14 protein-coding genes and 1 tRNA gene are annotated in these 12,535 nt (G+C 42.7%); 8 read left to right on the forward strand and 7 right to left on the reverse strand.

Annotation, left to right across the window (positions count from 1 at the left end):
- Nucleotides 1-51: 51 nt before the first annotated feature.
- Together QWZ13_RS05705 and QWZ13_RS05710 are read right to left on the reverse strand one after the other, a co-directional pair.
- Entirely contained in the window at nucleotides 52-3,876 is a 3,825-nt protein-coding gene (locus QWZ13_RS05705) for an FG-GAP repeat domain-containing protein (RefSeq protein WP_290280910.1), read from the reverse strand.
- 229 nt (nucleotides 3,877-4,105) lie between these two features.
- A complete protein-coding gene (locus tag QWZ13_RS05710) occupies nucleotides 4,106-4,234 on the reverse strand; it encodes a hypothetical protein (protein ID WP_290280911.1) in 129 nt (42 codons plus the stop codon).
- Nucleotides 4,235-4,239: 5 nt separating this feature from the next.
- Here QWZ13_RS05710 and QWZ13_RS05715 point away from each other — a divergent pair.
- The 5 genes from QWZ13_RS05715 (at nucleotide 4,240) to QWZ13_RS05735 (ending at nucleotide 7,471) form a co-directional block, all read left to right on the forward strand.
- Nucleotides 4,240-4,316 (forward strand) — tRNA-Ile (locus QWZ13_RS05715).
- A 279-nt stretch (nucleotides 4,317-4,595) separates the two neighbouring features.
- Nucleotides 4,596-4,838 (forward strand): hypothetical protein, encoded by a 243-nt coding sequence (locus QWZ13_RS05720; RefSeq protein WP_290280912.1) that lies wholly within the window; start codon nucleotides 4,596-4,598, stop codon nucleotides 4,836-4,838.
- Nucleotides 4,839-5,133: 295 nt separating this feature from the next.
- Nucleotides 5,134-5,631, forward strand: a complete 498-nt coding sequence (locus QWZ13_RS05725) for a GNAT family N-acetyltransferase (RefSeq protein WP_290280913.1) — start codon at nucleotides 5,134-5,136, stop codon at nucleotides 5,629-5,631.
- Between the two features lie 103 nt (nucleotides 5,632-5,734).
- Nucleotides 5,735-6,052, forward strand: coding sequence for a quaternary ammonium compound efflux SMR transporter SugE (gene sugE / locus QWZ13_RS05730; protein WP_290280915.1), 318 nt, complete (start codon nucleotides 5,735-5,737; stop codon nucleotides 6,050-6,052).
- 285 nt (nucleotides 6,053-6,337) lie between these two features.
- On the forward strand, nucleotides 6,338-7,471 hold the full coding sequence (locus QWZ13_RS05735; protein ID WP_290280916.1) for a GGDEF domain-containing protein: 1,134 nt from the start codon (nucleotides 6,338-6,340) through the stop codon (nucleotides 7,469-7,471).
- Nucleotides 7,472-7,490: 19 nt separating this feature from the next.
- Here QWZ13_RS05735 and QWZ13_RS05740 read toward each other — a convergent pair whose 3' ends face one another.
- The 4 genes from QWZ13_RS05740 to QWZ13_RS05755 all read right to left on the reverse strand — a co-directional run bounded on the left by QWZ13_RS05740 (nucleotide 7,491) and on the right by QWZ13_RS05755 (nucleotide 10,237).
- Complete coding sequence (locus QWZ13_RS05740) at nucleotides 7,491-8,129, reverse strand: DUF1007 family protein (RefSeq protein WP_290280917.1); 639 nt, start codon at nucleotides 8,127-8,129, stop codon at nucleotides 7,491-7,493.
- A 45-nt stretch (nucleotides 8,130-8,174) separates the two neighbouring features.
- Nucleotides 8,175-9,125: a nickel/cobalt transporter gene (locus QWZ13_RS05745; protein WP_290280918.1), complete on the reverse strand. Its 951-nt coding sequence runs from the start codon at nucleotides 9,123-9,125 to the stop codon at nucleotides 8,175-8,177.
- Between the two features lie 85 nt (nucleotides 9,126-9,210).
- The gene (locus QWZ13_RS05750; RefSeq protein ID WP_290283284.1) at nucleotides 9,211-10,065 is read right to left on the reverse strand and encodes a zinc ABC transporter substrate-binding protein; all 855 of its coding nucleotides are present in this window, start codon (nucleotides 10,063-10,065) and stop codon (nucleotides 9,211-9,213) included.
- Nucleotides 10,010-10,237 (reverse strand): hypothetical protein, encoded by a 228-nt coding sequence (locus QWZ13_RS05755; RefSeq protein ID WP_290280919.1) that lies wholly within the window; start codon nucleotides 10,235-10,237, stop codon nucleotides 10,010-10,012. The genes QWZ13_RS05750 and QWZ13_RS05755 overlap by 56 nt, the downstream gene beginning before the upstream one ends.
- Before the next feature lie 104 nt (nucleotides 10,238-10,341).
- Between QWZ13_RS05755 and QWZ13_RS05760 the strand changes: the two genes are divergently transcribed.
- Both QWZ13_RS05760 and QWZ13_RS05765 read left to right on the forward strand, forming a co-directional pair.
- Nucleotides 10,342-11,082 (forward strand): ATP-binding cassette domain-containing protein, encoded by a 741-nt coding sequence (locus tag QWZ13_RS05760; RefSeq protein ID WP_290280920.1) that lies wholly within the window; start codon nucleotides 10,342-10,344, stop codon nucleotides 11,080-11,082.
- On the forward strand, nucleotides 11,072-11,893 hold the full coding sequence (locus QWZ13_RS05765; RefSeq protein WP_290280921.1) for a metal ABC transporter permease: 822 nt from the start codon (nucleotides 11,072-11,074) through the stop codon (nucleotides 11,891-11,893). The genes QWZ13_RS05760 and QWZ13_RS05765 overlap by 11 nt, the downstream gene beginning before the upstream one ends.
- On the opposite strand, the gene QWZ13_RS05770 is transcribed toward QWZ13_RS05765, so the two are convergent.
- Nucleotides 11,890-12,033, reverse strand: a complete 144-nt coding sequence (locus tag QWZ13_RS05770; protein WP_290280922.1) for a hypothetical protein — start codon at nucleotides 12,031-12,033, stop codon at nucleotides 11,890-11,892. The genes QWZ13_RS05765 and QWZ13_RS05770 overlap by 4 nt on opposite strands.
- On the opposite strand from QWZ13_RS05770, the gene QWZ13_RS05775 reads away from it, so the two are divergent.
- Complete coding sequence (locus QWZ13_RS05775; protein ID WP_290280923.1) at nucleotides 12,026-12,514, forward strand: Fur family transcriptional regulator; 489 nt, start codon at nucleotides 12,026-12,028, stop codon at nucleotides 12,512-12,514. The two genes, QWZ13_RS05770 and QWZ13_RS05775, sit on opposite strands and share 8 nt — an antisense overlap.
- The last annotated feature ends 21 nt before the right edge of the window (nucleotides 12,515-12,535 follow it).

Raw genomic sequence — 12,535 nt, forward strand, 5'->3', positions numbered from 1 at the left:
TTCAATAGGAAGTTACCCTGATTGTACCTGTTATCGGCGCACTGGCAATATCTACCGAGTACGTCTTATGACTAATAGTACAATGCCCAACAACAACCAATAAACCCCGAATGCACCCGCTTTGCTATTAGAGCTCGTTAAACTCGGCCGATTGGTTGAGTTGGTAGTGAGTAATGGTTTCGTAGTTGAACTCGCTACGCTGTCCTCGCTGTTGGTAACATCCCCGGTAAAATCTAAACGGCTATCACCCTGGCGAGAGTTCGCGCTGATAACATCAGCGGTTCCGCTGCCATCAACATCGACCAATAGAATAGAATCGGCTCCTTGAGTATCCATTACTTCAACAGTGTTGAGCTGATTAGACATCACTTCCAGTGCGCCGCCGGCATGCAGCACCGCAATTTCATCAATACCATCGCCATCGTAATCACCTATGCTCATGTCGTTGATTTGGCTGGTGGGTTGCTCTTGTTGTAACGACGTGGTTTCATTGGCGTTGACCGCGTGAATTTGGATGTTTGCGCCGATTTCGGCAGAGCCTTCATTAACAAGAACTACATCACTGGCGATACCGTCACCGTCTAAATCGGCGAGTGAAACATGGCTAGTCAAATCTTCAGGGTTGCCAAACGATACTTCATTGAAATCTAAGCCATTCGATTCTGTTGAACGTTCAAAAGAACGACCAAGGACGACCGCACCGCGACCGCGGTTAAAGAATATACGGTTACGATAGCCGCGATTCGCAAACAAAATATCGAGTTTTCCATCGCCATTAAAATCATAAACAATGACACCGCGCGAACGTCGAGCAGGGAACTCGGCCGCTAAAGTAAAGTTACCGGCACCATCGTTAAAGTACAAAGTGTTATTGTCTTCATTATTGGCAAAAAGTAAGTCTACATCGCCATCACGATCCATGTCGGCGTAGGTTACCGCGCGTGAATCTTTATTGCCCAAAAGGCCATGTAATTCAAACTGGCCATCACCTTGGTTTAAGTAAACGGTATTCGGTTCACCCTGGCCATTCGCCAGTACCCAGTCTTTGTGACCGTCGTTGTTGATATCGGTAATTGCCATGGCATAGCTGTTAGACGCATCGGCTAAGTGTGTATGCAGAACAGGGCGGAATAATGATTTTTCAAAACGATACGCTGTGCTCGCCTCGGTTGGACCGTTTGCAAACATCACTTCTGGCCAACGTCCGCCTTGTATATTGGCAAGTGCAATAGCTCTTACAGTGCCTTGCCCAAAACTAGGTACCGTAAATTGTGGCGACGTGATCGGGGCATCGGTAAAGGTGAGCGCTATCGTTGCTTGGTTGTTTTCAGCATTAATTTCAAAGCCACTGTGCTGCCAGCTAGCGTGAAAGTTCAAGCTGGTCGCGGTGGTTTGTTTAATCAATAATTTAATTCGGCTGGCATCGGTAACCGTTAAGTTGCATTGGTTATCTATAACTGTGCAACGGGTATCCTGGCTTTGCCACTCGCCATCAAAGCTGATAACCAAGGGAGCACTTACTTCGCTCATAGGGCCTTTGTTTTGGACAATTATTTCAACAGGTACCCATGCATTTAAGCCCCAAATAGTACGCTCGACCACCGCTTCTAAGGTTAAATCGGTAGCGGTAGGATCGTTTATAATGTGTAAGGTTCGCTGCTCGCTGATGGTGCTTTGTCCATCTGATACTTTAATGGTAAGTGGCCACTCACCTACCGCTTGGGCATCGGCGTAAACGCTTAACAACCCTTCCGGTGTAACGCTCGCCCAAGTAGGAGGGTTATCTAAACTAAAAGTTAAGGTGCTGCTGTCTACATCGGTCGCTGATAATTGTTGAGTATGGTTGCGATAAACAGCCACTTGGTTTAGTTCGCCAGTGGTAAGCTCTGGTAAATCGTTGACGGGAACCACGCTTAGATTGAGTACCTGGGTTTGGCTGCTCAATTCACCATCACTCACGGTAACAGGAATGGACAATTCGCCCGACCAGTTGGCATTAGGAATAACTTCTTGACCGGCCACTTGATAATGCTCGCCTAAGCCAATGGTTAAAGTGAAAGCGTCGCTGTCTGGATCAATAATGTTTAGAAGCGCTTCAGTAATAAAAAAACTGATATCTTCCACAGTCTGCTGAGGGGTAATGGCGGCTAGTTGGGGGGCATCGTTAACTGGCAATACAGTAGCGGCTGCATAAAATACCGCACTGTAATCAAGGCCATCAAACACCTGCACACCTATGGTTAACTCACCACTAAAATTTTCTTCCAAGCTTAAAGTATTCGTCGTTACGTCATAATGATTGCCAGGTAGTACTCGTAAACTGAATTGGGTTGAATCTACATCGGTAAAATTAACCCAGCTGGTAGAAATTACCGGTTGGCTATCTTCGGACCATTGCAAGATGTTTTGCGATTCAATAACAGGGGCATCGTTTGTGGCTTGTACATCGACAGTAACATTGAAAACGTTGCTTAAATCAGTTCCATCAAAAGCTTGCACCGGTACAGATAAGGCTCCACTGAAATTTTCAGCGGGCGTAATGGTGTTACCATTTGCACTGTAGTTGGTTCCGTTTAAAACGTTTAAAGTAAAAACACTATTATCTACGTCGGTAATTGAAAGCATATCAATGCTAAGCGTAATTGATTGCTCTTCAATGGTGCTAACGACCGATTGCCCCGTGATAACAGGTGCATCATTCACATTTAATACCGTGGCCGTTACAGCAAACCATTCGCTCTTAAACTCTCCATCATTAACGCGGACATTGATGTTTAAATTACCCACAAAATTTAAATTTGGCGTTATGGTTTGACCAGAAACTTGGTAGTTGTTGCCGGACTCTATTTCGAGCGATAGGGTTTCTGGTTGTTCATCGCTAACGATTAAATCGGATAACGACAAGGTGTAGGCAGTATCTTCGGCAAAGCTAATGGTTTGTTGATTTAAGATTTCAGGCGCCTGGTTTGATCCAACAGTCCAACCAATATCTTTTAACATCGCAAGTGCAATGCCCTCATCTGGCAAATAGCCACTAATATAAGGAAGGCTCAATGTGGTTTGGCTATCTACTTCGCTGCTGAAATGCGCCGCTACGGTGCCGCGATTATAATAAGGCGTTGAATAAAGTGAGACGCCATTTTCAATGATGCCCGAGCCGAAATTTTCTTGAGCATACGCCACAGCATTAGTGCCGTTAAATGTTATGCTTCGAGAGGAGGTAGCGGCATCATACAGTTCGGTAGCGCTTAACTCGTGTGCCATTTTTCCGTGCTTTACGGATCGAACAAAAGAGGTGTAAATGTCTGGCTTGTTGTTAGCCCGAGCACCTGTTTTAAAATCGGTCAGTGGAAACAAGCCTAAGCCGTGCGCAATCTCCTGAATTGTTTCCCAATAGAGTGACAGTTGGCCAAACTGCTCAAAGTTAGCATCTTTTTTAAGGTAAAAATCGCGACAACGGCCAACCCCTCGCACATTACGGCTGTTGTATCGAATTTCAATATCGGGCTGGTTAGGTAACAAATCATAGCCAGCATAAGCATTGGCAAGAGCGATAGGGTAGCTAACATCCGCCTGAGGGGCGTTAACAAAATTGACCGCCGATGCCGGCTCTGAGGTAAGAACAAAGGCATTATCGGCAAAAGAACAATAGTAGCGTTGAACGATGTCAACCGTTACCTGGATAGGAACATCACTGTGAACTTGCTCTGCCCAGTAGGCTGCGGCTTCATTCATCACATCTATTTGAGATTGTGAATAATCGCTTGAATAGCTGATGTCAAAAGTACTGGCTTGACCCACAACACTGTAAGTTTGCGCATGAGCCAAAGCGCTAAACATTACCGACATAAAAATTGAAAAGATGACTTTACTCATACCAGATACTCAAAATGATCAATATGTGATCAGAGTATCGTTATTTTTTAAAAGTCACTAAAGAAAGAGTCCCGTCACACAATTTTTGTGACGCGAACAGTGTTAAAGTTTATTTTTGACGCGAAAAAGTGTCAAAAATACGAATATTTGAATGGTAGAGCGATTTAACGTCAAAACTAAAAGCGACTGAAACGGTTTAGCCATTCATAGCTATGGTGGCTACAAAAGGCTAAAAACTGTTGAAATAGCAAAAATTTAAGGAATGAAGGCTAAATTTTAATCGACCAAAGCGAAAAAGTTCATATAAATCAATAAGGTGGCTAGACTTGTCAAAGTACCACGGTATAATGCCTGCCACTGTAAGGGCCTTTAGCTCAGTTGGTTAGAGCATACGACTCATAATCGTCAGGTCCGCGGTTCAAGTCCGCGAAGGCCCACCATTTACAGACTCTCTGAAACCCGCTTCTATGCGGGTTTTTGCGTTATTGGGCTATAAAATTCGCTACATATATTGCATTCGCTCATATCAAATTCTATATCTCCCTAAAAATCAGTTATAAATTGCGCAAATTGTGAGTTTTCTGAGTAAGCAAGTATAGGTACTTTAACATTGTTAAATTGACCCGCTAGGTGTTTTATGTCATTTTCGTAGATAAGGTATTGGAGAGTTACAGGATTTTATTCGTAATCCTCATTAATCAAATAAAAGGAAGCTACTGATGAAAACGATACTTACTGCGATAATCTTAATGGCGACGTCTACCCCTTTTATAGACATGAAATCTGATGACATGCTTTATTCTACAATAGCCCCCATAGCCGCGTTACTTGGCGTAATATTATTCATTTTAGGGCTTATCTATTTTGTAAAAAGTAAAAGCTCTTCTTCGGCATCACCTAGCCCGAAAAGATTTTCAGTAGGTAGCAGTTTAGATGGTACTCATATTGGTGGCGGGGAATAGGATTCATTCTTGATAGTCCGAGAGATATTCTTACTTAACTGAGCTATTAAACAATCCGTTAGTCGTTTGTTTTGATAGCTTTTAATTTTCTAATAACCTTTGTTGATAACACGACCTTCCCGATTACAGTGAATTGAAATTCAGTGCTAAAGTTTTACTCACCAATGAGTATTTGATAGTGTGATTTTTAGGTGCAAATTTCTTTCAATTTAAATGTATAAATTGTTGTATCTATTTATTAACTATTGATCAAGGGTGCGCAACACTTTCCAGTTATAATGACAGAGATATCTAAATGGAATTTAAAATTAGAAAAGCAGAAATACGAGATTACATCGACATTCAAGAGATTCATTCAATGACAAATGCCTATTCAGGTACTTTACAGTTGCCTTTGCCTTCTGAAGAGCTATGGAAGCAAAAATTGACGAATCAGTCGCCATACAGGCATCTTTTTGTTGCAGAAGTAAGTGGTAAAGTCGTCGCGATTACAGGGTTAATGTTAGAGCAAAATGTAAGGCGGAAGCACGTTGGCAGTTTGGGAATTTCAGTTCACGATGACTATGCGAACAAAGGCATAGGCACGGCGTTAATGACAAAAGTAATCGATATTGCTGATTACTGGATGGCGATTCTTAGGCTTGAGCTCACTGTGTTTGATGATAATAAAGCCGCTATAAAACTGTATGAAAAACTTGGCTTTAAAAAGGAAGGCGTTCATAAGCAGTATGCCTTTAGAAATGGTCACTATTGTGATGTAATTGCAATGGCAAGAATAAAAGGCACTGTTTAGTATTCTATTCTTAATGCGTTATAGGTAGTAGCAAGTGACGTGAGGACGACCTCAACTCTCAGATTCATTAGGGGACGGCCCCAAAATCAATTGAGAGGGTTATATGAACTGGTTAATTTTATTTATAGCTGGCCTGTTAGAGATCAGCTGGGCTGTGGGGTTAAAGTACACAGACGGCTTTACGAAGTTATGGCCTTCCGTTGGCACCTTGATTTCCTTAGTTTTAAGTTTTCTTTTGCTGGGTTTTGCTCTGAAAACATTGCCCGTTGGTACGGCCTACGCCATTTGGGTCGGTATTGGTGCAGTGGGTACAGCGATTCTAGGAATTATATTATTCGAAGAGCCTATTGATGCCCTCAAGTTAGTTAGCCTAGCATTGATTTGTGCCGGAATCGTAGGGCTGAAATTAGCGCATAACTAGCCAGTGCTATCGACAAAGTCACCTAATTAAGGAGATGTTAGTAAGAAATGCCAACAGCGCGGCTTTTGAACCCTTTGTAATAGGGTCGAGAACTGGTAGGTGTTATAGGCTGCATCCGCTAAACTAAGCTGCGTTTTAACCTCTTAGTTGAAACGATGATTGTATTTGCAAATAGGGGATTTTTGGGGGAGCGGCGAAACCTAGTCTATAGTTTATGAATTGTATTTATCAGAACACCGTATTATTGCTACTGGAGCATAACTTTTGAGTGAGCAGCTTTTTCTCTTGGCATTCGTAGGAACCGTTTTTTTGCTGAATGTTTCCGCAGCTAGTTTCTTTACCTATCTGGCTAGGCAAGTCGACACCAGTAATTTATTTGGCATTAAATACTTTATTTTTTACTTTGTTGTGATTTCTTGCAGTTACATCGCTGGTGCTCTCTTACCCATCGTCGACCCTGTAATTGGTAATGTTGTTGGCAACGTTCTCGTTATTGTCGCTTACTTTATTTTACTGGCGGGGCTAATAAGCCGACAAGGGCAATTAGGTAATAGACGCACTTGGGCTTTAATGTCGATTTTTATATCGACGTATATCGCCATAGAAGTTGCCTCTCATGCTATCGATATCGGCCCTAGCAATTCTGTTGTTTCTAGAACCAGTACTCTATTGATGATTATGGGGGTGGTGCTATGGGGGTACCGCTTCGTCGTCATTGATAAATCGAATGTTTTATTTGGTGAGAAAATCTTAAAGTTATCATTGATAATACATTTCTTCGCAGGATTACTTACACTAACGCTGGCTTATGTCGTTGTAGACCCCCTACTTTATTTGATCGTTATCATGATTATTCTTTGTTTCAATACCATACTAATGACCGGCTCGTTAATGTCATTGATACTGTCGGATGAAATTCAAAAGAACTATGCGTTATCGACTAGGGATAGTTTGACTAATCTTTATAATCGTGGATATTTTTTTGAACGACTAGAGACGTTAATTGAACATCAAAATCGTCACGATCGAACATTGTCTATTGTCATTATGGATTTAGATAACTTTAAAACTATTAATGATCGTTTTGGGCATGTATTTGGCGATGCAATGTTAACATCATTTTCAAAGGTTTTATCCGGCAACTCTAGAGATTCCGATATTATTGCTAGATTTGGGGGAGAAGAATTTGTGGCCGCATTGCCAGATACTGACTATGACGCGGCTTTAATATGGGCTCAACGTATTCTCAATCAGACCAATGAAATTCAAGTCAGCAATAATGAATACTTGGGTGTCAGTATTGGAATATCAACTTTAAAAACAGGTGATGTTGCACAAAATAGAGCGGAAAAACTATTAGACGAGGCAGATAAAAATCTTTATAAGGCTAAAGACGCAGGGCGAAATCGTATTCTGTAGATTACGCTTCTTATCCTATTTAAAAACACCTTACAGCAACCGTCTGTGCAAATAACTTTCCTAGCCCCGTGGTTTCAGTTTGTGTTTTGTCTAAAGATTCTGCGTATAACCGTAGTTGTTCATCGGGTTCGGCTTCTATTATTTCTGGCTCACATTCAAGCGTGCTTTCATTGTATAGGCGAACCTGTTTGGCGGTGTCGTGGCGCATAGATACGTAGTAGGTTGGGTCGTACACTTGCCATTTTAATTCGGCTGATTGCATCGCTGTTTTAGGCAAGTCGAAGTGCATTTCTAGTATCAATAATGCTTCCTGCTCGAAACTGGCTGATGATAAGTGGTATTTACTTGGGCGGTTTATGGGTATGTTTTCATTATTGATGCTTAGGTGAGAATAATAGTTGAATGACTCTAAATTATTGATGATGCCGTCTGCGTGTATGGCTAGCCCAATGTCTAAGTTGCCGTGTGTCTTTTTTAAATCATCGATGGTGAGTGTTGAGTAGTATGGGTCAAAAATCCAGCGTTGCTTAAGCTGCTTGATGTCTCCGTTGTTATCGATGACAAAGTCGGTTGTTAATTGTAACCAAGAATGCGGGTGAGCTTGTACGGGCTGACAAAAAGTGAGCAGTATGACGCTTAGAGTAATTAGTTTTTTCATTCGCCTATTAGTACCATTTTGTTTTTGCCGTTGGCTAAGTATAGATTAGAATAAAGGGTGCTGGGTAGCCGGCAACATAGAGGCTTGCAGTAAGCTCCAGCCTAAAAATATAAGTACGGTGCCGCCCAAGGTAGAAATTGCGATAGACGCTAATGGAGCGTGATGACTACTTTCATTTTTGGACACTAGCGAGCTTATTCTATCTCGGAAGTAAATGGTTAAAAACCCAAGTAAGGCCACTGTTAACCCAGTACCAAGCCCCATCAATAACGTTGCAGCAATGCCAACCCAATAAATACCAATAATTTTTGCATAAATTAAAACCATCACTGCGCCCGTGCAAGGCCTTGCACCCATAGAAGCAATAATGCCTAGGGTTTGCCATGTTGAAACTTTATTTTGCGGAACAAATGTATGGTTACAGCACTGGTCACTATGGCTGTGCTCATGCTGGTGGTTGCTGCCCTCGGTTGGGTGGTGGTTAAGTGCCTGCTTATCAGAAGAAAGCTGGCTTCTTAGTCTTAGTAAAGAGTGAATGGCAAAATAGAATCCAAATAACATGACCAAAACATAGCTACTTTGTTCGGTACGCATGTTGACTAGGTTAGCTTGGCTAAAGGTTTTGTCGAGTAATACAGAAACGACCGTAACTATTGCAATGGCAACCGCGGCTTGAAAAATTGCCGCCAAAAAGGAAATCAAAACGCCTTGTTTTAACGTTTCTTTTTGAGTCGACAAGTACGTTACTAAAACGGCTTTGCCGTGACCAGGGCCCGCCGCATGAAAAACGCCATAAAGGAGCGAAATACCAATTAAAATGAAACCGTTTGAAGCAGGGTGCTCATTGAATTGACCAATATGCTTAGATAACAGTTTATGAAATATCGTTTGTAAATCGGTAATCAGTAAAATGGTGTCCGACCAAAACCACCCTAAGGCAATTATAAATATAAGCATTGCAGCAACAAAAGTAAGTGCCAGTAGTTTAGGTTTCATAAAGTGTGTTCCGAACGTTTTCGTCTGTTGGGTTGCGCTGGGTCTATCATAGTAGATAGACCCTAGTGAGCAGTACGGTGTTTGCTTAAGGCTTACATTGTTGAAGGCTGGTCATTAAGTTGTTAATCAGCTCAGCGTACTGGTTTTTGCCGGGTTTTAGATTTGCGCCAAGAGGGTCCATGACACCCATAGTAACAACGTCTGTTCCATTAAATACCGATTTAACTAAGTTGGCATTAAATTGTGGCTCGGTAAAAATACAGCTGACGCCTAGCTTAGCCACAGTATCTCTAATTTCAGAAACCCTTGCAGGGCTAGGGTCAGATGCATCTGATATAGAAATTGCTCCGGCGGCGCTGACATCAAAGCGTTTCTCAAAGTATTGGTACGCATCGTGGAAAACAATGAAATTGCTTAAATCAGATTCACCCACAATGGCTTGGTTGCGGGTTATTAAGTTTTGTAGGTTTACGACCGTTTTGTCTGCGTTTGCTTGGTAAGTGCTGGCATTTACAGGGTCTATAGTCGCTAAGGTTAAGGCAATTTCTCTTACCCAGACTTGGGCGTTTACTGGGTCTAACCAAGCGTGTGGGTCGTTGCCTTCATGATGGTGTTCTTTGTGGTCATCATGGTGCTCATGCTCATCATCGTGATGCTCTTCATGCTCGTGTTCTTCATGGTCATCATGAGCGTGCGCTTCAAACGTTGCGCCTTCACGAAAGGCGTGCAACGTTGTGCCTTCAACTTCAAGCAAAGACACCTTAACCGCTGAAGGAGTTAAGGTATCGAGTGATTTTTCTAACCAGGGCGTTAAGTCTTCACCTATCCAAAAAACAGCATCAGCTTTTGATAACGCGCGAGCCTCCGAAGGTCGCATTGTGTATTCATGCGGGGTGTATTCTGGTTTTACCAGTAAAGTCGGCTTGGCAACACCTTCCATAACCTGTGTAACCAGGGAGTGAACAGGTGCAATATCGGTCACTACGTTGGGCGTTACGGCGAATGTGGCCGTTGAAATTGTGAATCCGATGGTTGATAAAACAAGTTTCTTTAACAGCATATTGTGTCCTTTTGATGTGCAGTGGTTTTTGCTCCAGTGATAGGTTGTGCATGCTAAATGATATGTTGTATCATATCAATACTTCAGGAAGGTTCATATTGTGTTCTATGAACAAGCTCATAAAAATAGGTAGAGAGTTATAGCTGGGAGATTAACTTGCTGATAGTCGCCAAAGACGTAAGCGCTCATATCATGGGCAGAAAAGTGATATCAAACATCACCTTTGCAATAGAGCCGGGTGAAATCGTGACCATTGTTGGGCCTAACGGCTCAGGTAAAACATCGCTTTTAAAAGCCTTGATTGGCGCAATAGATATTTCTGCGGGGCAAATTGAGCGCCACCCAAATTTACGCTTAGGTTATGTCCCGCAGCGGTTGCATGTAGAAGCTATGCTGCCGATGACCGTAAACCGCTTTTTAAACTTACCCGTCAAAAAAAACGATAGTGACATAACCTCCGCCTTAATTAACGCGGGCGTACCCGGTATAAAGCATCAACAAATAATTGGCTTATCGGGCGGTCAGTTTCAGCGCATTTTATTGGCAAGAGCCATGTTAGATCGACCTAATTTATTGTTATTAGATGAAGCAACACAGGGATTAGATCAGGGCGGTATTGGTGCTTTTTATCGGCACATTGATCGTATTCGTCAAGAGACTAACTGTGCCGTTTTAATGGTCAGTCACGATCTTAATATTGTTATGCGCCAAACGGATCGGGTTATTTGTTTAAATAAACACATTTGCTGCCAGGGCAAGCCCGATCATGTCAGCGCATCTTCTGAATACATCGAGTTATTTGGCTCGGGTGAAGAGCATCTAGCGTTGTACCATCATCAACATCATCAACATCGTCACATAGCGAAGCCACATAAAAGGGTCGAGCATGCTGGATGATTTTATGTTTCGTGCTGCTCTGGCGGGCTTAGGTGTGAACATGACGGCTGCGCCTTTAGGTTGTTTTGTGGTTTGGCGTCGAATGGCCTACTTTGGTGATGCAACGGCACACGCAGCAATTTTAGGCGTTGCGCTGTCGTTAGTTTTATCATTACCTATGTTGCCCAGCGTGTTGTTTGCGGCATCGATCATGGCATTGCTGTCGCTAAAATTAGCCAACCGTGGTTATGCAATGGATACCCTATTGGGTGTGTTGGCCCATTCTGCATTAGCAGTGGGTTTAGTTTCTGTTTCTTTCGTTTCGGGTGTTCGAATAGACCTTATGGCCTATTTGTTCGGCGATATATTAGCCGTCAGCAAAGTTGATTTGATCACCATTTGGGTCGGTGCGGTGTTGGTTATTGGGTTAATGACACACCGCTGGTCTAATTTGTTGTTGGTCACTTTAAGCCCAGAATTAGCAATTGCCAGTGGCGTGTCTCCCAAGCGCGAACAATTAATTCTCACCTTATCTTTGGCCATAGTGGTGGCCGTTGCCATTAAGATAGTGGGCGTTCTGCTTATTGTTGCCATGCTTATTATTCCGGCGGCCGCTGCAAGGGCCTTAAGCCGAACTCCTGAAGTAATGGCCATTGCAGCCGCAATAATTGGGGCAATGTCTAGCTTGCTTGGGCTGTGGGCATCTTATTTGTTCGACACACCAACGGGTCCAACCATGGTCTCTATTGCTACGTGCTTATTCTTAATAATTGCCGCAGGACGCAGGGGTTACATGCGGTTAGTTGGCGAGCGACCTATGGCTGGTTATTAGTCGGTTATGCTGGGCTTTAAAGATTGGCGACGCTGGATTGGCATAGCAGCTAATGCTATTGTGCAGCGGTTACGTGCCGCGGTAACCGTATGTTTGCTGCGAGCCATGCTTTTGATTTTAGGCTGAGGAATAATGTCCATGCACCCACATAATTGCGGCCATGACCATGATGTAAATTCTAGTTTGGTGCTCGCCGAACAGCAATGTAAGGATAAGGGCGCGCGTTTAACGCCCAAGCGTAAGCAGGTGTTATCGGTATTGCTAAAATCAGATAAAGCGTTATCGGCCTATGATATTATAGATCGCTATAAAGACGATTTTGGCGAAGCACCTCCTGCCATGTCTATTTACAGAATTTTAGAATTTTTAGAGAGTGAACATTTGGTGCATAAGTTGCAGTTGGCTAATAAATTTGTGTCTTGCTCTCACATTACCTGCTGCGAATCTCACGAAGATTCTATCTTTTTTATCTGCTCAACATGCAACAAAGTAGAAGAAGCTGTGATTAAACCGGCAACGTTTGAAGAACTTAAAAATAGCGGTTCGGCTGCAGGGTTTAAATTAGATTCGCCACAATTGGAAATAAATTGCATTTGTACGCAGTGCAGCCTTTCGGCGTAAACCGTGATTAATATTTAAATA

Origin of the sequence: Reinekea marina (assembly GCF_030409715.1) — a bacterium.
Classification (GTDB): Bacteria; Pseudomonadota; Gammaproteobacteria; order Pseudomonadales; family Natronospirillaceae; genus Reinekea; species Reinekea marina.